Raw genomic sequence first — 19481 nt, 5'->3', positions numbered from 1 at the left:
GGGCAGGCGCTGAGCAGCGCGGACACCGCCGCCGGGCGGACGGCCGCGGCGGCGGGACCCTGTGGGGAAGTCTGACCCGGGTCTCTGATGCTGTCGAAGACGAAAGCGAGGGGTTCGATGCGAAAACGGCATAGTCTGCGGCCATGGACATGGTCGGAGCGTGCCGGGCCTTCGTGAGCGTCAGCGAGCGGGGCAGCTTCACCCTCGGTGCCGCGGCCGCGCACATCCCGCAGCCGGTCGCGAGCCGCCGGATCGCGGCCCTGGAGAAGCACCTGGGCGCGCGGTTGTTCGACCGGTCGACGCGGCGCGCCACCCTCACCCCGTTCGGCCGCGACATGCTGCCGTCGGCCCGGCGCCTCGTCCAGCTGGCCGAGGCCATGGAGTACGACGCGGAGCGCGCCAGGCTGGCCCCCGTGCGGCTCGCCGTTCCCGACATCTGCGCGACCCGGGACCTGGCCCGGCTCGACGTGGAGGCGCGCCGCCGGGGCCTGCGGCTCGACTTCCATCCGGCGCCGCCGGAGCGGCGGACGGAGCTGCTGCGCTCCCAGCAGGTGCGCGCCGCCATCACGGGCGTACCGCAGGACGAGGGGTACTGGGCGGTGCCGCTGGGGCTGGCCAGCGCCGCCGAACCCCGGGTGAGGACCGTCTATGTGGAGACCCTGCGGGCCGGCCGCGCGGACGCGGCCCGGCGGCGGATCTGGATCCAGCCCGAGGACGACGTCCCGCATATCCGCGACCGGCTCATGCGGGTACGGGACACGGCCGGCCTGCGAGCCGGCCAGGTGGCGGTCGCGACCGCGCTGACGGGCGCCGCGGCGGAGGTCCTCGGCTCGGCCGACTTCCTGCTCTGCTCACGCGGGCAGGCCGCGGAGCTCGGGCTGCACTGGCGTCCGACCGGCGAGGTCTCCCTCGCGCGCGGCTACGACGTGGCGGCCGCCACCGCGGACGACGCGGAGCGGCTCCGGGCGCACCTGCGGGACGGGATCGCCCGGTGCCTCGGGGCTCCCGTCGGCCCCGAGGCCGCGGAGTGAGTGCCCAGGCGCTCCTGCGGGAGCTGCGCGAGGAGCTTGACGACGCCGGCCTGCGCGGCTCCTTCCTGGTGCGCGACCTGCACTCCGGGCAGGAGCTGGGGATCGAGCCGGACCTGGAGTTCCCGATCGCCTCCCTCGCCAAGGTCCCGCTCGCCATCGCGACCCTCGACCGCATCCGGCGGGGCGAGCTCGACGGGGCGACGCGGATCCTGGTCCATCCCGGCGCGCTCCCCGCGCGCGGGCCGATCGGGCTGAGCAAGTTCCGCCACCCGGCCCAGATCGCGATCGACGACCTGCTGTACCTCAGCACCTGCATGAGCGACAACGCCGCGGCGGACGCGCTGTTCTCCCTCACGCCGCCGGCCGAGGTCGCCCGCGCGCTGCGGGCCGTCGGGCTGCACGGCATCACCGTCCGGCACACCATGAGCGACCTCAACAACACACCGACGGCGCGGTTCGCCCCGGAGGAGGCGCACCTGGCCCACTCGCTGGCCATCGAGGCGGGCACGGCCGGGCGCGGGCACCGGATCCCGCAGCTCGACGTCACGCACGCCAACTCGGCGTCGGGGCGGGCGTGCGTGGAGCTGCTGCGGGCGCTGTGGACGCCCTCGCCGATCCACCCGGAGGTCAGCGAGCGGGTGCGGGCGCTCATGGCCGACAACGTGCACCGGCAGCGGCTGGCGCCCGACTTCACCTCGGACGCCACGACGTGGTCGTCCAAGACCGGCACCATGCTCAACCTCCGCCACGAGGTGGGGGTCGTGGAGCACGCGGACGGCCAGGTGTTCGCGGTCGCCGCTCTCACGGAGTCACGGGTGCCGGCCATCAGCCAGCCCGGGGCCGAGGCGCTCATGGGCCGGGTCGCGCGCAGCCTGCGCGACCACCTGCGCGGCATGTAGCCCGGCCCGGGGCGGGCGGATCAGTCGGCGGCGAGGGCCGCCGGGGCCGGGCGGGTCCCCGTCCCGCCCGGCCCCGGTACCGGCTACGCGCCGCGGTAGGCGCGCTCCACCTCCGCGATGTCGATCCTGGTCATCCGGTAGACCGCCTCCACCACGCGCTGCGCGGCCTCGGGGTCCGGGCCGTACAGGTACTCCTCCACCACGGTCGGCTCGATCTGCCACGCCAGCCCGTAGCGGTCGGTGAGCCATCCGCACACCTGGGTCGAGCCGCCCTCGCTCAGCCGCTCCCACAGCTCGTCGACCTCGCGCTGGGTGTCGCACCGCACCAGCAGCGAGACCCCCTCGGTGAACGAGAACTCCGGTCCGCCGTTGACCGCGAGGAACTTCTGGCCGAGCATCTCGAAGCGGATGGTGCGCACCGTCCCCTCCGGCCCGGGCTCACCGGCCCGGAAGCGGGTCATTCCGGTGACCCGGGAGCCCGGGATCACCGAGGTGTAGAACTGCACGGCCTCCTCCGCCGCGTCGTTGAAGGCCAAATGGGTGACGATCTCCCGCACGGGTTCCTCCTCCGGGTCGGCGCGGGCGCGCGCCCGCGCGCATCCACTGCTCTGTCCCCCCTACAACCCGCGCGGCGGCCCGGACTCATCGCCGCGCGCGGAATCAGTCCGCGATCTCGGCGGGCAGCCCGAAGACCGCGAAGTCGGCCCCGAGGAACGAGACGACCTCCGCGATCCGCGTCCCGCGCACCGTGAGCACGTCGAGGGCCGCGGGCAGGTAGCGGCGCCGCGCCCCGTCCCACAGGTAGGCGCCGAGGGCGGGCTGCCCGTTCGCCCGCGCCGGCCGGAGGCGCCAGCGCCGGTCCAGCGGCCCTGCCAGCAGGAACGCCCGGATGGCGGCCCTCCCCTCGTACCACTCCGGCAGCGGCGGCATGGAGTACCTGGCGTCGTCGGTCAGCATCGCCACGAGGGCGTCGACGTCGCCGCGCTCCCACGCCCGCGCGTACCGCTCGGCCGTGCGCCGGACCTCCTGCTCCCGCGCGGACGGCGCGGCCGCCGGCCGGCGCCGGTCCGAAGGCAGGGCACCGAGCGTCCCGCGGGCGCGCTGCAGCGCGCTGTTGACCGACGGCACGGAGGTCTCCAGCAGGTCGGCGACCTCGCGCGCCGAGAACCCCAGGACCTCGCGCAGCAGCAGGACCGCGCGCTGGCGGGCGCCGAGGTGCTGGAGGGCGGCGACGAAGGCCAGTTCGGTACTCTCCCGTGCGAGGTAGCGCTGCTCCGGGCCGAGGTCGGCCAGGCCGAGCCGGTCGTCGGGGCACGGCTCCACCCACGCGGTCTCCGCCGGCGGTGCGGCACCGGGTCCGAGGTCGACCGGCAGTTCCCGGCGGCCGCGGCGCTCGATGAGGGTCAGGCAGCGGTTGGTGGCGATCCGGTACAGCCACGGCCGGAGCGAGCCGCGGTCCTCGAACCGGTCCAGCCCGCGCCAGGCCCGCAGCAGGGCCTCCTGCAGGGCGTCCTCCGCGTCGTGGACCGATCCGAGCATGCGGTAGCAGTGCGCGTACAGCTCCCCGCGGAGGGGTTCGACCAGCCGGCCGAACGCCGCCTCGTCACCGCTCCGCGCTGCCGCCAGCAGCGCCGCGGCGTCCGACGTCCGCCGCACTCTCCACCTCGCTCGCTTCGACGGCGCGAGACGGCGGTGCGCCCCGGCCGCACGGCCGTTCCGGTGGCCAGCGTAGGCGACCGGAACCGTCCGCGTCCCCGTGCCCGCGGATGGCCGTGGAATTTGTTGACGCGTCAAGGAGCTGCGTACCCTGGGGGACATGGACGACACACCTCGCTGGCTGACACCGGACGAGCAGCGGGTCTGGCGCACGTTCCTCCGCATGCAGACCCAGCTCACCGCCCGCCTCGGGCGCGAGCTGCAGACGGAGTCGAACCTCTCGATGGCCGACTACGGCGTCCTCGTCAACCTCACGGACGTACCCGACGGCCGCATGCGGTTCCTTGAGCTGGCCCGGGCGGTGGAGTGGGAGAAGAGCCGGATGTCCCACCACATCGCCCGCATGGTCCGGCGCGGCCTGGTCCGGCGCGAGGAGTGCCCCGACGACGGGCGCGGCGCCTTCATCGCGATCACGCCCGAGGGGCGCGCGGCGATCGAGGCCGCCGCACCCCGGCACGTCGAGGCGGTCCGCCGGCTGGTCTTCGACCACCTGTCCTCGGAGCAGCTCGCCGCACTGGACGACATCTCCCGCCAGATCGTCGCCCGGACCGAGCAGACGCCCTGACCTCCCCCGCGCGGCGGGAACAGAAGTCGGGCGCCGCGCGTTGCGGGCGTATAGTTGATTCGTCAACAACCTGAAGGAGGTCGAGTCCCGTGCAGTTCGGGATCTTCACGGTCGGCGACGTGACTCCGGATCCGACCACGGGCCGGACGCCGAGTGAGCACGAGCGGATCACCGCGATGACCACCATCGCGCTCAAGGCCGAGGAGGTCGGCCTGGACGTCTTCGCGACCGGGGAGCACCACAACCCGCCGTTCGTGCCGTCGTCGCCAACGACCATGCTGGGCTGGATCGCGGCGCGCACCGAGCGGCTGATCCTCTCCACGTCCACGACGCTGATCACCACGAACGACCCGGTGAAGATCGCCGAGGACTTCGCGATGCTGCAGCACCTGGCCGGCGGGCGGGTGGACCTGATGCTCGGCCGCGGCAACACCGGGCCGGTCTACCCCTGGTTCGGCCAGGACATCCGCCAGGGGATCCCGCTGGCCATCGAGAACTACGCGCTGCTGCACCGGCTGTGGCGGGAGGACGTGGTCGACTGGGAGGGCCGCTTCCGCACGCCCCTCCAGGGCTTCACCTCCACCCCCCGCCCCCTGGACGGCGTACCGCCGTTCGTCTGGCACGGCTCGATCCGGAGCCCGGAGATCGCCGAGCAGGCCGCCTACTATGGGGACGGCTTCTTCGCCAACAACATCTTCTGGCCCAAGGAGCACTTCCAGCGGCTCATCTCCCTGTACCGGGAGCGGTACGCGCACTACGGCCACGGCACCCCGGAGCAGGCCGTCGTCGGCCTCGGCGGGCAGATCTTCATGCGGAAGCGGTCGCAGGACGCCGTCCGCGAGTTCCGCCCCTACTTCGACAACGCGCCGGTGTACGGGCACGGGCCGTCCCTGGAGCAGTTCACGGCGGAGACGCCGCTCACCGTCGGGAGCCCGCAGGAGGTCATCGACAAGACCCTGGCGTTCCGGGACTACTTCGGCGACTACCAGCGCCAGCTGTTCCTCGTCGACCACGCCGGTCTGCCCCTGAAGACCGTGCTGGAGCAGCTCGACATGCTCGGCGAGATCCTGCCGGTGCTGCGCGAGGAGTTCGCCCGCGACCGACCCGCCGATGTGCCCGACGCCCCCACCCACGCCTCGCTCGTCGCGCGCCGCGACGAGCCGACCGCCACGGAGGTGACCAGGTGACGACCCCGGTGACGCTGGTGGCTGTGTCGGCAGGCCTGAGCGAGCCCTCCTCCACGCGGCTGCTCGCCGACCGCCTCGCCGACGCCGCCCGCCGCCGGCTGGCGGAGGGCGGCCGGCCGGTCGAGGTGCGGGTGATCGAGCTGCGCGAACTGGCCGTCGACATCGCGAACAACCTGGTGACGGGCTTTCCCGGGCCGGAGCTGCGCGCGGCCCTCGAGGCGGTCGCCGGGGCGGACGGGCTCATCGCCGTCACCCCGGTGTTCTCGGCCTCCTACAGCGGGCTGTTCAAGTCGTTCTTCGACGTGGTGGACAAGGACGCCCTGGCCGGCACGCCCGTCCTCATCGCCGCGACGGGCGGCACGGCGCGGCACTCGCTCGCCCTGGAGCACGCGATGCGCCCGCTGTTCGCCTACCTCCGCGCGGTGGTGGCGCCCACCGCGGTGTACGCCGCGTCCGAGGACTGGGGCGGCACGGGCGACGGGCTCACCGCCACCCTCCCGAGCCGGATCGCGCGCGCCGGCGGGGAGCTGGCCGACCTGGTCGGGGCGCGGCCGGCCCCTGCCGCCGCTGCCGAGGCCGTCACCCCCTTCGAGGAGCAGCTCGCGGCGCTGCGCCCCGAGTAGCACCGGCCCGCCGGCCGGACGGGCACGCCCGTCCGGCCGCCCGCGGCAACAGCCAACAGGGTGCGGCCGTTGAGGTGCGTTTTGCCCGCCCCGCGGTAGCGGTGCCCGCCACAGGCGGCGCCGTGCGGCCGCGGCGGCCGGACGCTCCGGCCGCCGCGGCCACCGGGCCGGGCCGGCACGAGGCGGGGTGATGGGCATGACGGACACGAGGACGGTCGCGCGCGGGATCAGGGTGACGCCGGGGGACCGCCGCTACGCGGCGGTGCGCCGGGGATACAACCCCCGCTGGGAGGCCGAGCCCGACTACGTCGAGCTGGTCCGCAGCCCCGAGGAGGCGGTGACCGCGCTGCGGGACGCGGTCGCCGACCACGACCCCGGCGAGGAGCGCTCCCGGATCACCACGCGCTCCGGCGGCCACTGCTACGAGGACTTCGTCTGCGCGCCCGACGTTCGCGTGATCATCGACGTCTCCCTCATGGACGAGGTCTACGAGGACGGCGGGATGGTGTGCGTCGAGGCCGGTGCCACCAACGGAGATCTGCGCAAACAGCTCTTCCTGAAGACCGGCAAGGTGCTTCCGGGCGGTTCCTGCGCCTCGGTCGGGGTCGGCGGGCACGTGCCCGCCGGGGGGTTCGGGCTGCTGTCCCGGCAGTTCGGGCTCACCGTCGACTACCTGTACGAGGTCGAGGTCGCCGTGGTGGACGAGGACCGCGAGGTCCGGCTGGTGCGCGCGAACCGCGACAGCCCCGAGCCGGAGCGGTCGCTCTGGTGGGCGCACACCGGGGGCGGCGGCGGCAACTTCGGCATCGTCACCCGGTTCTGGTTCAGGGGCCTGCCGGACGCGCCGGAGCACGTGCTGCTCACCGCCGGCGGCTGGAAGTGGTCCAGCCTCGCGCGCCGTGAGCGCGGTTTCCGGCAGTTCAAGCGGATCGTGGACAACTTCGGGAGCTTCTTCGCCCGGCGGGACCCGAAGTTCGACCCGCTGTTCGCGATCCTGCTGCTCACCCACCGCAGCCAGCCCAAGATCGGCCTCATCGCCCAGATCGACGCGAGCGCCCCCAAGGCGCGGCAGCGGATGGCGGACTTCCAGAAGGCCATGGGCGGCGGCCCCCGCCTCGCCCTGCGCTCCCGGGCCTTCGAGGACCTCACCGAGGGCTACGGGGAGTACCCGGCGCTCGCCGGGCTGCAGCGGCCGCAGCCGCTGCCGTGGGATTCGGTGGACAAGCTCCTCGGGCCGGTGGACAACCTCCGATGCGGCAAGCACAAGTCCGCCTACATGCGCGGACCGCTGCCCGAGCGGCAGATCCGCGCGCTCTGGGAGGGACTCGCGGGTGAGGACCGCGGCGTCGTCCGCGACGCCGTGGTGCAGATCGACTCCTACGGCGCCGCGGTCAACGAGGTGGCCGAGGAGGCCACCGCGGTCGCGCAGCGGGACTCGGTCCTGAAGCTCCAGCACCAGGTGTACTGGCCCGCGACCGAGGACGGCGCGGACCACCTCCACTGGATCCGCACCGTGTACCAGAACATGTACGCCGACACCGGCGGGGTCCCGGCCACCAGGGAGATCGGGGCCGGGGTCACCGACGGCTGCTACGTCGGCTACCCCGACGTCGACCTGAGCGACCGCGAGTGGAACATCGACCCCGCGTCCTGGTCGCGGCTGTACTACGGCCGCCACTACCCGGCGCTCCAGGAGGCCAAGCGGCGCTGGGACCCGCTCAACGTCTTCCGGCACCGGCAGTCCGTCGAACCGCCGGCCGGCGTCCCGGGTCCGCGGTCCTGACCCGCGGCCGGGGCGCCACGCGGTCCGGCGGCTACGGGTGACCGGCCGCCGCTCCGCGAGCCCCCGGACCGCCAGTTCGATCCGCAGCCCGATCGCCACGATCGCGAGGACGAGGACGGCGAGCCCGGTCCAGTGCGTCGGAGCCGCCATGTGGAGCACGAACACCGCCAGGGCGAGGCCGAAGAGGCCGGACGACGCCGACTCGACTCCCGACCTCGCCCGGGCCGGGGCCTCATCAGGACGCTCGGTCATGGCCGTAGTCTGGCGAACCGACGGGGCGATCGGCGGCGTTTCTCCGGATATCCGGATATCCGGCGGAACAGTCACCGGCGGACCGCCGGAGCGGCGGCTCCGAGAACGAGCCCCGCGTGACGAGTCGAGGAGAGCGCATGGCGGAGAACGTGGATCCCCGGATCACCGACAAGGCGGGCGAGGACGCGCTGCGCGAGGAGCTGGCCCGCGAGATGGGCGGCGACTTCGACCAGGCGGTGGTCGAGGCGCAGCGGAACAGCGTCGACCGGCAGAGAGGGCTCGGCGAGCTCGACAACCCCGTGAAGAGTGACGGAACCCGCAACCGGCACCGCCTGCCGCTGGGACCGGGTGCCGCTGCCAAAGCCGCCGGCACCCGCGGACACCAGCGCGCCGGGCTCATCGGGCGCGCCGCGCCCCGGCGCACGCTGGGCTGACCGTATCGCGGGACCGGGCGCGGGAGCAGCGGTACCCCGGCGGCGGGGGCGCCGCCTCCCGGAGCACGGGCGCGGTCACTCGCCGACCGCCATGGCCATGACGAGGCAGCCGAACGCCACCGCGGCCGCCGCCGTGCGGAGGGTGTTCCAGCGCCGCCACGGCCGCTCGAAACCCGCGCGGGCCGCCGCGGGCGGCGCCTCCGGGCCGGCCGGGCCGGACCGGGCGAGGGCGTTGTTCAGGGGCACGTTGCCGGCGAACGTGATGGCGAGCACCGCGACGTGTGCGGCCAGCGCGCCGGCCGTCCACGGCAGCGCGGCCCGGCCCTCGCCGCCGAGCACCGATGCCAGCGCGAGCGCCGTCGCCGCCGGGCTGCCGAGGAAGAGCAGCAGGAACCACCCGTTGAGGATGGCCTCGTTGACGTGCCGCATCGCCGTGACAAGGGTCCGGTCGTCGGTTCGGGCCAGGCCGGGCATGACGGCGCAGGCGAAGCCGTAGTAGAGGCCGGCGGCGAGTCCGGTGGTCAGGGTGGCCGCGGGCAGCGCGGCGGCCGCGATGAGATCCGTCATGGGGGTTCCTCGGCGTGCGGGCGTCTTCGGGTCCGGCGCGCGGGCGGCGGCGGAGCGGGCGGACGCCGCGGCCCGCACCCGCGGGCCGGGACGCCCGCGCCGTCCCCCACCAGTGAAGTCCGCCGGGACGCCGGCCGCCATGGCCGGGAGGATCACCCCCATACGCCGGCGTCTACACTCGGCCGCATGGACGCACTCGCGGGTCTGCTGGACGGGCCGCGCGCCCGGGGCGCCTTCCTGCTGCGGTCCGTGCTGAGCCCGCCCTGGTCGCTGCGGATCGAGGACCGGGCACCCCTCACCCTCATGGCGGTGCTGGAGGGGACCGCCTGGGTGGTCCCCGAGGACGGCTCGGCGACGCGCCTGCGTCCCCGGGACGTCGCGGTCGTGCGCGGTCCGCGGCCCTACACGGTCGCCGACGGCCCGGCGACCCCGCCGCACGCGGTCATCGGTCCGGGACAGCGCTGCACCACCCTGGCGGGAGCTCCGCTCGCCGACCTGTCGGACCTGGGGGTGCGCACCTGGGGTACGGACTCGGACGGGACGACGGTGCTGCTCACCGGCACCTACCAGGTGCCCGACGCGGTGGGCCGCCGGCTGCTCGACGCGCTGCCCCGGCTGGTGGTGCTGCCGGAGGACGCCTGGAGCAGCCCGATCGTGCCGCTGCTCGCCGAGGAGGTCGGCAAGCAGCTGCCCGGCCAGGAGGCGGTACTGGACCGGTTGCTGGACCTGCTGCTCATCGCGGTGCTGCGGGCCTGGTTCGCGCGGCCCGAGGCGGACGCCCCCGCGTGGTACCGCGCGCACGGCGACCCGGTCGTCGGCCGCGCCCTGCGCCTGCTGCACCGGGAACCGGCACGTCCCTGGACCGTGGCGGCCCTGGCCGCCGAGGCGGGGGTCTCCCGCGCCGCGCTGGCCCGCCGGTTCACGGCGCTGGTCGGCGAACCGCCCATGGCCTACCTCACGGCGTGGCGCCTCACGCTCGCCGCCGACCTGCTGCGCGAGTCCGACGCGCCCCTGGACGCGGTGGCGCGCCGGGTCGGGTACGGCAGCGGGTTCGCGTTGAGCGCGGCCTTCAAACGGGAGCGCGGGATCAGCCCGCAGCGGTACCGGGCGGGCGGTCCGCCCCATGCCCGTGGTGCCCGCGCCGAACGGGACGACGCCGTCCCCGCGTGAGGCCGGACCCGGCCGGGACGCGCCGGCTACCCGGGACCGTCGCCCCCGCCGTCGGCCTCGGGGTAGGCGGCCCGCACCCGGTCGAAGCGGGCACGGTTGTCCCCGACCCAGGTCGCGGCCGGCAAGAGCGGCAGGGACAGGTCGATCCCGGTGACGGGGTCGGCGTGGATCCGCACCTTCACGCAGCTGGTGCCCCGGACCGGCTCCACGTGCATCGTGAGCTGCCGCTCTCCCAGCCAGCCCGCGGCGCCTCCGGCGGCGAACTCCTCCAGGGCGCCGTCCCACTCGTCGAGGTCCTCGGGGAACAGGATCACGCGGAACTGGCCGGAGACCGCGGAGTGCACGACGATCTCGGCGTCGAGGAGGTCGTCGTACTCCTCCGGCCGGTAGCGGCCTCGCACCCGCACCGTCACGCCGTCGGTTCCGGATTCGCCGGTCAGGCGGAAGAGCTCCAACGGTGCTGCGTTGTCCTCCATGGCGTCCTCTCGGCAGGGCGGTCCGCCCGATCGTTTCCGGTCGGCACATGCTGGGGCCGGCCTCCGACACCGACCGCTCGCACCTCGGCGGCGGGCCCGGCGCCGGGCCCGGTGCGAGCTCGGGCCCGTCGGCGACTACCAGCCGCGGCCGGTTCACCGGGAGGGAGCGGCGCCGGTCCGGGTGGCGGGCCGCCGCACTCCTCGTCGGCGTCGGCACCGATCCCGAGGCTGGCCCCGGAGAGGTGGCGGAGCTACACGACGTTCTTCGAGGACGCCGTCTTCCGCAACATCGACCTGTCCCCCCGCGCCGGCGCGGACCTGGCCGCGATGCCGGCCGGTGCCCGGCAGAGCGCGCTTCTCCGCCTGCGGCACCTCGACGGGGAGATCGAGCAGCGCAACAGCCAGAGGCTCGCGCGGAGTGACGGCTATGTCGACGGGCTCTTCCTGAGCCACGGGCAGGTCGACTGGCAGAGCGGACCGGCGATCACCGGCGGGCCGGACGCGCCGGGTACCGTTCCGGGGGAGTTCTCCGTCAACTACGAGATGGGGACCAACATGCTCGGACAGCAGCGCGCCCGCGTCGAGAACGTGGACTGGCGTCCGGCCCCGCCGGGCAGGACCCCCGCCCTCACCGCGGCGCGGCTGCGGTCCGCCATGGGGGGCAGGAGCACCGGTGCCGCGAGGTCCACCGTCGACGCCCAGCTCCGGCGGCAGCGGACCTCGGGAGCGCGCGTCCACCGCACGCCGTGAACCCGCGGGCCGGGCGGATCGGCGCTGCGCCGCCCGGCCGCGGGCACGCCGTCCCCCGGCTCCGTCACACCTCGTAGGGGTACAGCCGCACCCGGTGCGCCTCGACACCGAGCTCGATCCACGTCCCCGCCGCGTCCCGGGGCGGCGGAGGCCCGAGGAAGTCGAGGAGGACCGGTGTTCCGGCGAGAAGGAGGTGCGCCGCGCCGTCCGCGGCCAGACCGAGGCGGCCGCGCAGCAGCACCCGGGGGCCCGCCGTACCGATGGCGGGGGCGGCCGACCGCGCCGGCCGGGCGTCCCGGCCCCACGTGACGTCGGCGTCGATCGTCCACTCGACGCGGCGGAGCCCGCCGCCCGCGCCGCCGGACCAGCGCACGGTGGCGCCGCCGATCGCGGACCGCACCACCGCCCACGGCTCACTGCCAGGCTGCCGGAACGTCTTCGCCACGTAGACCAGCACCCGACCATGATGCGGCAGCGGCGGGCGGGAGCACCACCGCTCGGGCGCGGACGGCGCTTTCCATGTCAGGATGGCGGCATGGAGCGACCGCCGACCCGCGCCGAGGTCATCGCCGTCTTCGAGGCGCTGCTGGCCGGGACCATCGACCGCGACCAGGCCGACCGTTGGGCGGCGCGCCGGTTCGACCTCGACACCGGTGACCCCGCCGTGGAGGTGGCGCTGGACCGGCTGCATGGTGTGGACCTCGCGCATGGCCCGGACGGGCCCTACCTGCACGACGACGGGCAGGTCGCGGCCTGGTTGGCGGAACTGCGTGCGGCCGCACCGCCCGGCCCGGCTCCGCCCTGGTCCGAGGCCGGTCCCCGGCGCGGGGCCGGCTGAGCGGCGGTCGGGCCGTTCCCCGGCAGCCCGTGCCTCGGCTGGTGACCGGACCGGCGGGGACCGCGGCAGCGGGCGGACGGGTACTGGGGGTGGGAAACCCCGTACCGGGCGGGCCGCAGCACCTGACGAGCATGGTCGGTGGGTTCATGGCGTCGGACCACGTCGACACACGGTTCCAGAGCGGCCCACCCGCAGACCTTTCAAGAAACAGAACCTCGGCGGTTCGGAGGTCCGACCGGCGTCCACCCGCCTCCCGCCGCGTACGCCGCACGAGTGGGTGGTGGCACGCCGCCCGACGGACCACGGAACCAGATCGGCGAACGCCGCCTGGCGAACAGGACCGCGCTCCCGCCCCGGGACGGAACTCCAGGACGGCCTCCGCAACCGCCGCACGATCATGTGCCTCGGCCACGCCACCGCCTTCCCGCGCCTGCTGCCGCGCGGGAGCCCCGTCCACGCGGAGCTCGGCCCGCCTCTGGAGCGATCGCCGCCCACGCCGCGTCACCTCGCCGAGCGCGGTCCCGTGTCGGTCCCCCGGGCCGCCGGGCGCCATGCCGCACCGGGGTCCGGGCCGGAGCCGCGTTCCCGGCCGCCGGCGGGCTTCGGGCGCAGCAGGTGGCCGGCCATCGGCAACGTCATCTCCGGCGTGCCGGACGGCCCCCGGACCTGGACCGTCCGGGGCGGGCGCTGGGGTCCGTCCCTACGCGTGCGGTGCGGCGCGGCCCGCATCCCGCCACCCGAGCCCCGCCCGGAGGGAGGCAGTGCTGGTGCGGCGGCACCGTCGCGCAGGGGCACGACACGCTCGCCGTCCCAGAAGAGCGTCCAGACGATGTCGTCGCCGGTGTAGGCCGCCCGGCCGAACCGGCCGCGTGTGACCGAGTGGCGGAGGATCCACTCGACGACCTGCAGGACGAGCCCGTAGTCGTCCTCGTGCACCTCCGAGCGCACGTCGACCAGCCATCCCCCGCCGTCGGACCGGCGGAGCAGCCGCGAGTGGTCGTGGCCGGCGAAGTGCGGACTGGGACCGTCGCCCATGAACACCGCGAACGGCTCGCCCCACCCCCGGTACGACACCGCCGTGTGCTCCGGCGGTTCCGTCTCGGTGAGCCGCAGCTGCCACCGGAGTTCGGCCAGGAACGCGTCCGGCACGGTGTCGGGGAGCGCGGCGAGGAAGACGAGGTCGTGGTAGTCGCTCATCGCCGCGCCGCCGCTCCCCGCGCGCGCGGCCCGGTCGGGCTCCGCTCGGCTGCGGAGGCGGCGGACGGGACGGCAGGCGCGGGAACGGGGTCCGTCATGGCGATCATTGAACCGGACCCGCGTCCCTCGTGCCCAGTCCCGCCGGCCGGCGGCCCCCTCCGCCGAGCCGGGCGGCGGTCGGACGCGCCCGCACCGGGCGCCCACCGAACGCCCCCGCCCACCGTGTCACCCGCCCGGCCGCCGCCGCGGACACACACTCCCGTCGCCCCGCACATTGAGGAACGAAGCTGTCCGCGATCTCCGCCAGGCTGGCACCGTGACCGACCAGACCTGGAATCTCCTGCTCCGCGAGCAGCTCGACCGGCACTGGACCGGCCAGCTGCGCGACCGCCTCAACGGGCTCACCGACGATGAGTACTTCTGGGAGCCGGCGCCCGGCTGCTGGAGCGTGCGTCCGCGCGGGACCAGCTCCGTGCCGGGGCAGGCCGGGACCGGTGCGATGGCCCTCGACCTGCCGGCGTCGCAGCCCGGTCCGCCGCAGTTCACGACGATCGCCTGGCGGCTCGCGCACGTGGTCGTCGGCGTGCTCGCGGTGCGCAACGCCGCGCACTTCGGCCGCGCGCCCACCGGCTACCGGTCGTTCGAGTACGCCCCGACCGCGGCCGCTGCGCTGGCCCAGCTCGACGCGGAGTACGCGGCGTGGCTGGCCGGGGTCGAGTCCCTCGGCGAAGCCGGCCTCGCCCGCCCGTGCGGCGCGGCGGAGGGGCCGCACGCCGCGCGTCCGCTGGCCGCGCTGGTACTGCACATCAACCGCGAGATGATCCACCATCTGTCCGAGGTCTGCCTGCTGCGCGACCTCTACCTGCACACGACGCACACCACGAACGGAGCGACCCGATGAGCCGCCACGTCCAGGTCACCTTCGACGCCCATGACCCGCGGGCGCTGTCATCCTTCTGGCGCGAGGCCCTCGGCTACGTCCACCCCGGCCCGCCCGGAGTCGACCTGCCCGAGGGCGCCGACCCGCTGGCCGCGTGGGACGACTTCCTCGCGCGGCTCGGCGTACCGGAGGAGCGGCGCAACTCGAATTCGGCCGTCGAGGACCCCGAGGGACACGGCCCCCGGCTGTTCTTCCAGCAGGTGCCGGAGGGCAAGGCCGCCAAGAACCGCGTCCACCTCGACGTGCGCGCGGCTCCCGGACTGCGGGGAGCGGAGCGGATGGCCGCGCTGGAGGCCGAGTGCGACCGTCTCGTCGCGCTGGGAGCGACGCGTGTCCGCCGCTACGAACCCGAGCCCCCGATGAGCGCCGGCCACATCGTGATGGCCGACCCCGAGGGCAACGAGTTCTGCCTCGACTGACCGGTGCTGCGCCGGGGCAGCCGCGCCGGCCGGGTGCGGCGGCGCGGCCCGCCCGCCGCCCTCCTGGTCCGGGCGGGCGGCCGCGTCCGGTCAGGCGGGCCGCTGGCGCAGCAGTACCGACAGCGGTCCGGCCAGTGCCGCTGCCGGGTCCGCCGATACCAGCAGGACGCGGCCGCCCGCCGTGATCCGGTAGTTCACCAGGTCGGCCCCCACCTCGGTGCTCTCCTCCCGGGCCGACGCGGCGGCGATCCGCTCGACGGCCCGCCGTACCTCCGCCGCGTCCTCCGCCGCGAGGTGTTCGGTGTCGTAGGAGGCGACCTCCTCCTCGATCCCGGCGAACCCACCGGTGCGCTCGATCACCACGCGCATCGCTCACCCCCGACCCGTCGTCCGCTGCCGTCGGCGCACACCCTGCGCCGGGTTCCGCTACCGCCCGAAGGCCCGGCCGAGCTCGCGCAGCTCGCCGGCGAGGATGTCGGCGTCCTCCAGCGGTCCGCGGTCGGCGAGCCGCTCCACGCTCACCACCTGGAACTCGGGCAGCTGCATCGTGCCGCAGGACGTCGAGCGGTCCTGGGCCGCGCACAGGCTGGCCGAGCGCTCGTCGGCGACGGCGACCTCGGTGGCGTCCTCGGCCCCGCCGGCGCCGGTGTACTCGGCGTCGGTCATCGGCATCTGCCCCGAGACGAGGTCGGTGATCGGCGTCGGCGAGGCCACGACCTCGCGGAGCGCGAACCGGTTGCGGACGAAGGTGCGGTAGATCGGCGGATCCCCCTGCGCGGCGGAGACCCGCAGCATCGCGTTGACGACGTCGGCGTACGTCGCGGCGGTGGGCGGGGCCAGCACGACCGCGTCGAACAGCAGCTTGCAGATCCGCCCGGCGACCTCCATGAGCACCAGCGTCGGGCTCTTGGCGGCGCGCTGCCGCTCGTACTCGAAGACGTAGACGTCGGCGAGCACGTCGTAGATCCCGCCGGTGAACACCTGCGAGATCGCGTGCACCTCGTTGCCGGCCTCGCTGAGCTTGAGGTCGTTGTCCGCGTTGCGCAGGCCGAACGACAGGCCCAGCGCGGTGCCGAACTGCTCCGCCACCGCCGACAGGAACGACGTGGCGTGCAGGTTCCCCTTGGTCAGGGTGACGAGCGCCTCGGCCTGGTCGGGCTGCGACAGCGCGAGGAAGATGGCGCTCAGGTCGCCCCACGCCTCGTGCAGGCCACCGGTCTGCGGCGGGTTCCCGGCCGCGAGCCAGCCGGGTTTGAGGCCGTCCAGCACCGCGTGGCCCGTCTCGTGCGCGACGATGTCGAGCGACCGGCAGGTGAAGACCTCGCTCGGACTGCCCTGCGGTGTGAAGAACAGGAACTTGAGCGCCTTGGCGGTCCTGGAGTAGAAGGCGTTGGCCCCCATCGCGGCCCGGGGGAAGACGGCGATCGGCTGGGTGTTGCCGGCCGCGTTCCACGCGAACGGCAGCGGGGCGCCGTGGTGCCGCTCGTACATCGTCAGCGTCTCGCGGACGACGGCGAAGGTGTGCGAGCAGTCGAACTCCCGGCTGTTGGCGGGGAAGATGAAGTCCCCGTTGACGTCGCGCGCCACGGGCGTGGTGCCGGGCAGCTGGGTGGTGACGCGGGCGTCGGCGGGGCCGTTCAGCACCACCGAGGGCAGGAACACCGGCCGGATGCCGAGCTCCGTCACCATGGGGTCCTGTTTGTAGACCAGGATGCGGGGGCCGACCAGCGGGGCCGCGGGAGTGGGCGCGGCCGCCCGGCCCGGCACCGTCGCGCGGCGCTGGCGCGGCACCGTGTAGGGCAGCCGCCGGGCGGCGACGGACTCGGGGACCGCCGTCCCGGCCAGGTCCGGCCCGGCGCTCTTCGTGGTCACGTCCTTTGTCGTCATCTGCTGCCTCGCCCTTCCGCGGCCGGCGCGCGGACCGTCGGTCGCGGTCCACCGGTCGCATCTGGTCCGCCCCGGCGGCCACGCCGGGGACATCCCGGATGTTCCGGGGTCTGGCGGCTCCGCGCGGACGGTCGCGGATGCCGGTGGTCGCGGACAACGCGGCTGGTCCCGGTGCGACGGAGCCGCCCGGACGTTCTTCCTGTACCCCGGCCGGCCGCGCCGGACTCCTGCCACACCGCCCGAAACCCGGTTTCGACCTGCCGGAACACGCGGCCCCGCGCGGCGGGTCCGCCGGCCGCGGCCCCCTGGTGCCGACGGCGTCCGGCGGAGGCGGCAGAATGCCGCCATGCACCGCTTCGACTCCGCCGCGGCGGACCTCGTGCCCGGCGCCCGGGTCAGGGTCCGGATCACCGGCCACGAGCCGTGGGGCGTGCTGGCGGAGGTCCTGGGGAGTCCGGACACGGGCGCGTCGGTGGACGCCGGCCGCATCGACAGCCCGTCGGGCTCGCCGCGCGCCCTGCCCGAGGAGTACCCGGTTCTCGGGTCCGAGGTCGACGCGGTCGTCGAGGCGGTCCGCAGGTGGTCCCCGCCCGCCTGGGTGCGGCTCACACTGCGGGCGGCCGACCTGCGCGAGTTCCGCTGGGGCTGCGATCTCTGCGGCGCATCGGCCGTGCTGTCCCCCGGGGGAGACGGCGTCGTCCTGGACGCCCGCAGCGCAGAGGGGCCCGGCGCCACCTCGCTCGTGGTGCACCGGTCGTGCCTCGTCGACCGGCTGCACCCGACCAGCCTGGAGGGCCCCCGGGTACGGCTTCTCGGCCGCGGGCGCTGATCCGGTGGGCCGCGTCGCTCCACCGCCGCCGGAAGCGCGCACAGCAGCGGATTGACGCCCGATTGGGCCGTGATTGACGCCCACGCGCGCATGATTGGAGGAGGAGGACGGACATGTCCGGTGGCGCGGTCGGGGGCGTCCGCCGGAGTCCGACGTGAGGAGGCCCGACATGACGACGATGGCCGGAACGTTCGACGAGACGAGACTCCGGCGGGGCATCGAGCAGCGCGACGCCGACATGCTGATCTCGCTCTACAACGACGATGCCGAGGTGGAGATCGTCGACCACACCAACTCCCCCAGCAACCCGCTGATCCTGCGGGGGCACGCCGAGATCCGCCAGACGCTCGAGGACGTCTGCGCCCGCGACATGACGCACTCCCTGGACCGCTGCGTGATGTACGACGACCTCGCCGCCTACACCGAGTCCTGCCGCTACCCGGACGGGACGTGCGTGCTGTGCAACTCGATGCTCGACCTGGAGAACGGGCGCATTTCGCGCCAGTTGATGGTGCAGGCCTGGGACGAGTGACGTCGGCGCTCCGACCGCACCGCGCGGTCGGGACCGGCCGGGTGCCGGCGGGCGGGGACCCGCCGGCATCCGCGTGCCCGGCCGCCGCGCGCACCGTCCGGCGGGATGTCGTCGCCGGCGTCCTGTCGGCGCCGCGCCGCGAGAGCGTCCGGCGCGCCGTGCCCGCCGGCAGCGCCCGCGTGGTCCGGCACCGCGCCACCCGCGACGCGGTGCCGGACCACGCGGGCGCTGCCGGGAACGGCTGCTCGGCCGTTCCGTCGGCAATGGCGTCACCGATCGGACAAAACGCCGCGAGATGTCCCCGCGAGGGTGTAGTTTTCCGGTTCGGCGCGCCCGCGCCCGGCGGGCAGCCGCCCGCCCTCCGTCATTGCCGAGAGGACACGTTGCCACGGTGGTAACCGAGGTCATCACCCGCACCTACTGCGACGCCCACGACTTCCAGGGCACGCGAGTGGAAGCCGACAGCGTCATCCAGTTCGCCTGGGACCAGGCCGTCCGCGAGATCGACGCCTGCCAGACCTGCGTGGAGGAGTACACCGCGCGCTTCGAGCCGCTGCTCGACCGTTCGCGGGTCGCCAAGAAGCGCCGCGCCACGAGCGCGGCGGAGTAGGCGGCGCTCACCCGCCGACGCGGCGCCGGAGAGAACGACCCACCCGCCCGTTGGCGGGCGGTGGTGTCCTCCCGGTCATGTCGGGACTCCCGGAGCTGCTCGTCACGGAGGACGTCGAGGCCGGCGGCCCGCTCCCCGGCCGGTACAGCGTGAGCTCACGCGGCATGGCCGCGGCCGGGCACCTCGGCCCGGCCTTCTCCACCGAACCCCGTAACGCGGTGTCCCGTGCCGGAATCCGCCGGGCAGGAGCGCACCGCGGTCCTCGGTGGTGGGTACCGCATGGCCTTCCAGGCCCGAAGGGCTCCACGGCGTCCGGATGACGCCGCCATCCCGTGGCGGAGCCAGCCGTGCAGCGCCTTCACCGCCGGCTCCGGGGCCTCCTCGGCCGTCGGGCGGATGAGAGGGGCCACGGCCCGTGCCGGGCCGGTGCGGGGAGACGTGTCCGGCGCGCTCCGGGGGCCAGGCGCGGCCACCGGCGGAAGCGCCCGGGCCGCGGCCGCGCACCGGCTCAGCACGGGTGGCCAGCCGTCCGGGGAGCGCGTTCACGCCTCCGGTGCGCCCCGGGGCAGGACGCGTCACCGTCCAGACGGGCGTGGAGTGTGCTACGAAGGACGCCCGAGCCGGTCGTCACCCACCGAGAACCCGCCGCCGTCGCCACGGGCGCCGCGGTCCGCGATCTGGACACCGCGGTGCGCCGCCAGGACCCCGTCCACGCCCGAAAGTGCCCCGCTCCCGCCCGCCGCGGCCACCGGACGGCCGGCGCGCCGTCCCCCGAC

The 19481-nt window shown here is 75.0% G+C and carries 23 protein-coding genes; 15 read left to right on the top strand and 8 right to left on the bottom strand.

Features of this window, described 5'->3' with window-relative positions; genetic code table 11:
- The first annotated feature begins 143 nt into the window (after positions 1-143).
- On the top strand, positions 144-1031 hold the full coding sequence (locus DEF28_RS14860; protein ID WP_114398749.1) for a LysR family transcriptional regulator: 888 nt from the start codon (positions 144-146) through the stop codon (positions 1029-1031).
- Positions 1028-1930 (top strand): serine hydrolase, encoded by a 903-nt coding sequence (locus DEF28_RS14855; protein WP_114398748.1) that lies wholly within the window; start codon positions 1028-1030, stop codon positions 1928-1930. Before DEF28_RS14860 ends, DEF28_RS14855 begins: the two co-directional genes overlap by 4 nt.
- A gap of 83 nt (positions 1931-2013) precedes the next feature.
- Here DEF28_RS14855 and DEF28_RS14850 read toward each other — a convergent pair whose 3' ends face one another.
- Positions 2014-2487 carry a VOC family protein gene (locus DEF28_RS14850; RefSeq protein WP_114398747.1) on the bottom strand — a complete coding sequence of 158 codons (474 nt, stop codon included), beginning with the start codon at positions 2485-2487 and terminating at the stop codon, positions 2014-2016.
- A 103-nt stretch (positions 2488-2590) separates the two neighbouring features.
- Complete coding sequence (locus tag DEF28_RS14845) at positions 2591-3586, bottom strand: sigma-70 family RNA polymerase sigma factor (protein WP_233515310.1); 996 nt, start codon at positions 3584-3586, stop codon at positions 2591-2593.
- A gap of 160 nt (positions 3587-3746) precedes the next feature.
- Between DEF28_RS14845 and DEF28_RS14840 the strand changes: the two genes are divergently transcribed.
- From DEF28_RS14840 to DEF28_RS14820, 5 genes are all read left to right on the top strand, one after another.
- Positions 3747-4211: a MarR family winged helix-turn-helix transcriptional regulator gene (locus DEF28_RS14840; protein WP_114398745.1), complete on the top strand. Its 465-nt coding sequence runs from the start codon at positions 3747-3749 to the stop codon at positions 4209-4211.
- An 89-nt stretch (positions 4212-4300) separates the two neighbouring features.
- Positions 4301-5398, top strand: coding sequence for an LLM class flavin-dependent oxidoreductase (locus tag DEF28_RS14835; RefSeq protein WP_114398744.1), 1098 nt, complete (start codon positions 4301-4303; stop codon positions 5396-5398).
- A complete protein-coding gene (locus DEF28_RS14830) occupies positions 5395-6021 on the top strand; it encodes an FMN reductase (protein WP_114398743.1) in 627 nt (208 codons plus the stop codon). The genes DEF28_RS14835 and DEF28_RS14830 overlap by 4 nt, the downstream gene beginning before the upstream one ends.
- A 196-nt stretch (positions 6022-6217) precedes the next feature.
- Positions 6218-7804 carry an FAD-binding oxidoreductase gene (locus DEF28_RS14825; RefSeq protein ID WP_114398757.1) on the top strand — a complete coding sequence of 529 codons (1587 nt, stop codon included), beginning with the start codon at positions 6218-6220 and terminating at the stop codon, positions 7802-7804.
- A gap of 389 nt (positions 7805-8193) precedes the next feature.
- Positions 8194-8490, top strand: coding sequence for a hypothetical protein (locus DEF28_RS14820; RefSeq protein ID WP_114398742.1), 297 nt, complete (start codon positions 8194-8196; stop codon positions 8488-8490).
- A 75-nt stretch (positions 8491-8565) separates the two neighbouring features.
- Here DEF28_RS14820 and DEF28_RS14815 read toward each other — a convergent pair whose 3' ends face one another.
- Positions 8566-9057 (bottom strand): anthrone oxygenase family protein, encoded by a 492-nt coding sequence (locus DEF28_RS14815; RefSeq protein WP_114398741.1) that lies wholly within the window; start codon positions 9055-9057, stop codon positions 8566-8568.
- A 186-nt stretch (positions 9058-9243) separates the two neighbouring features.
- Here DEF28_RS14815 and DEF28_RS14810 point away from each other — a divergent pair, with 186 nt between their 5' ends.
- Positions 9244-10227: an AraC family transcriptional regulator gene (locus DEF28_RS14810; protein ID WP_114398740.1), complete on the top strand. Its 984-nt coding sequence runs from the start codon at positions 9244-9246 to the stop codon at positions 10225-10227.
- Positions 10228-10253: 26 nt separating this feature from the next.
- Here DEF28_RS14810 and DEF28_RS14805 read toward each other — a convergent pair whose 3' ends face one another.
- A complete protein-coding gene (locus DEF28_RS14805) occupies positions 10254-10703 on the bottom strand; it encodes a DUF5959 family protein (RefSeq protein ID WP_114398739.1) in 450 nt (149 codons plus the stop codon).
- 327 nt (positions 10704-11030) lie between these two features.
- Between DEF28_RS14805 and DEF28_RS14800 the strand changes: the two genes are divergently transcribed.
- The gene (locus DEF28_RS14800) at positions 11031-11453 is read left to right on the top strand and encodes a hypothetical protein (protein WP_114398738.1); all 423 of its coding nucleotides are present in this window, start codon (positions 11031-11033) and stop codon (positions 11451-11453) included.
- Between the two features lie 64 nt (positions 11454-11517).
- Here the strand turns inward: DEF28_RS14800 and DEF28_RS14795 are convergent, their stop codons facing one another.
- Positions 11518-11910 (bottom strand): hypothetical protein, encoded by a 393-nt coding sequence (locus DEF28_RS14795; protein WP_114398737.1) that lies wholly within the window; start codon positions 11908-11910, stop codon positions 11518-11520.
- Positions 11911-11988: 78 nt separating this feature from the next.
- Here DEF28_RS14795 and DEF28_RS14790 point away from each other — a divergent pair, with 78 nt between their 5' ends.
- Positions 11989-12291, top strand: coding sequence for a hypothetical protein (locus DEF28_RS14790; protein WP_181874353.1), 303 nt, complete (start codon positions 11989-11991; stop codon positions 12289-12291).
- A gap of 501 nt (positions 12292-12792) precedes the next feature.
- Here DEF28_RS14790 and DEF28_RS14785 read toward each other — a convergent pair.
- The gene (locus DEF28_RS14785) at positions 12793-13488 is read right to left on the bottom strand and encodes a hypothetical protein (protein WP_114433255.1); all 696 of its coding nucleotides are present in this window, start codon (positions 13486-13488) and stop codon (positions 12793-12795) included.
- Positions 13489-13804: 316 nt separating this feature from the next.
- Between DEF28_RS14785 and DEF28_RS14780 the strand changes: the two genes are divergently transcribed.
- The gene (locus DEF28_RS14780; protein ID WP_114400594.1) at positions 13805-14389 is read left to right on the top strand and encodes a DinB family protein; all 585 of its coding nucleotides are present in this window, start codon (positions 13805-13807) and stop codon (positions 14387-14389) included.
- Positions 14386-14847 (top strand): VOC family protein, encoded by a 462-nt coding sequence (locus tag DEF28_RS14775; protein WP_114400595.1) that lies wholly within the window; start codon positions 14386-14388, stop codon positions 14845-14847. Before DEF28_RS14780 ends, DEF28_RS14775 begins: the two co-directional genes overlap by 4 nt.
- A gap of 90 nt (positions 14848-14937) precedes the next feature.
- On the opposite strand, the gene DEF28_RS14770 is transcribed toward DEF28_RS14775, so the two are convergent.
- Both DEF28_RS14770 and DEF28_RS14765 read right to left on the bottom strand, forming a co-directional pair.
- Positions 14938-15216 carry a protealysin inhibitor emfourin gene (locus DEF28_RS14770; protein ID WP_114400596.1) on the bottom strand — a complete coding sequence of 93 codons (279 nt, stop codon included), beginning with the start codon at positions 15214-15216 and terminating at the stop codon, positions 14938-14940.
- A 57-nt stretch (positions 15217-15273) separates the two neighbouring features.
- Positions 15274-16734: a gluzincin family metallopeptidase gene (locus tag DEF28_RS14765; protein ID WP_147280271.1), complete on the bottom strand. Its 1461-nt coding sequence runs from the start codon at positions 16732-16734 to the stop codon at positions 15274-15276.
- 346 nt (positions 16735-17080) lie between these two features.
- Between DEF28_RS14765 and DEF28_RS28095 the strand changes: the two genes are divergently transcribed.
- The 3 genes from DEF28_RS28095 (at position 17081) to DEF28_RS14750 (ending at position 18705) form a co-directional block, all read left to right on the top strand.
- The gene (locus DEF28_RS28095) at positions 17081-17563 is read left to right on the top strand and encodes a hypothetical protein (RefSeq protein ID WP_181874444.1); all 483 of its coding nucleotides are present in this window, start codon (positions 17081-17083) and stop codon (positions 17561-17563) included.
- A 169-nt stretch (positions 17564-17732) separates the two neighbouring features.
- Complete coding sequence (locus tag DEF28_RS14755) at positions 17733-18095, top strand: nuclear transport factor 2 family protein (protein ID WP_114400598.1); 363 nt, start codon at positions 17733-17735, stop codon at positions 18093-18095.
- Positions 18096-18486: 391 nt separating this feature from the next.
- A complete protein-coding gene (locus DEF28_RS14750; protein ID WP_114400599.1) occupies positions 18487-18705 on the top strand; it encodes a hypothetical protein in 219 nt (72 codons plus the stop codon).
- Positions 18706-19481: the final 776 nt, after the last annotated feature.

This window comes from Marinitenerispora sediminis, assembly GCF_003336425.1.
GTDB lineage: Bacteria > Actinomycetota > Actinomycetes > Streptosporangiales > Streptosporangiaceae > Marinitenerispora > Marinitenerispora sediminis.
Note: the sequence above shows the minus strand (reverse complement) of the source record. Positions and strands in the feature narration are given on the sequence as shown.

Excerpts from the sequence above, each read along its gene's own strand:
- DEF28_RS14860 (WP_114398749.1), top strand. The coding sequence starts at position 144 with ATGGACATGGTCGGAGCGTGCCGGGCCTTCGTGAGCGTCAGCGAGCGG.
- DEF28_RS14840 (WP_114398745.1), top strand. The coding sequence starts at position 3,747 with ATGGACGACACACCTCGCTGGCTGACACCGGACGAGCAGCGGGTCTGG.
- DEF28_RS14825 (WP_114398757.1), top strand. The coding sequence starts at position 6,218 with ATGACGGACACGAGGACGGTCGCGCGCGGGATCAGGGTGACGCCGGGG.
- DEF28_RS14820 (WP_114398742.1), top strand. The coding sequence starts at position 8,194 with ATGGCGGAGAACGTGGATCCCCGGATCACCGACAAGGCGGGCGAGGAC.
- DEF28_RS14815 (WP_114398741.1), bottom strand. The coding sequence starts at position 9,057 with ATGACGGATCTCATCGCGGCCGCCGCGCTGCCCGCGGCCACCCTGACC.
- DEF28_RS14810 (WP_114398740.1), top strand. The coding sequence starts at position 9,244 with ATGGACGCACTCGCGGGTCTGCTGGACGGGCCGCGCGCCCGGGGCGCC.
- DEF28_RS14805 (WP_114398739.1), bottom strand. The coding sequence starts at position 10,703 with ATGGAGGACAACGCAGCACCGTTGGAGCTCTTCCGCCTGACCGGCGAA.
- DEF28_RS14800 (WP_114398738.1), top strand. The coding sequence starts at position 11,031 with ATGCCGGCCGGTGCCCGGCAGAGCGCGCTTCTCCGCCTGCGGCACCTC.
- DEF28_RS14790 (WP_181874353.1), top strand. The coding sequence starts at position 11,989 with ATGGAGCGACCGCCGACCCGCGCCGAGGTCATCGCCGTCTTCGAGGCG.
- DEF28_RS14785 (WP_114433255.1), bottom strand. The coding sequence starts at position 13,488 with ATGAGCGACTACCACGACCTCGTCTTCCTCGCCGCGCTCCCCGACACC.
- DEF28_RS14775 (WP_114400595.1), top strand. The coding sequence starts at position 14,386 with ATGAGCCGCCACGTCCAGGTCACCTTCGACGCCCATGACCCGCGGGCG.
- DEF28_RS14770 (WP_114400596.1), bottom strand. The coding sequence starts at position 15,216 with ATGCGCGTGGTGATCGAGCGCACCGGTGGGTTCGCCGGGATCGAGGAG.
- DEF28_RS14765 (WP_147280271.1), bottom strand. The coding sequence starts at position 16,734 with ATGACGACAAAGGACGTGACCACGAAGAGCGCCGGGCCGGACCTGGCC.
- DEF28_RS28095 (WP_181874444.1), top strand. The coding sequence starts at position 17,081 with ATGCACCGCTTCGACTCCGCCGCGGCGGACCTCGTGCCCGGCGCCCGG.
- DEF28_RS14755 (WP_114400598.1), top strand. The coding sequence starts at position 17,733 with ATGACGACGATGGCCGGAACGTTCGACGAGACGAGACTCCGGCGGGGC.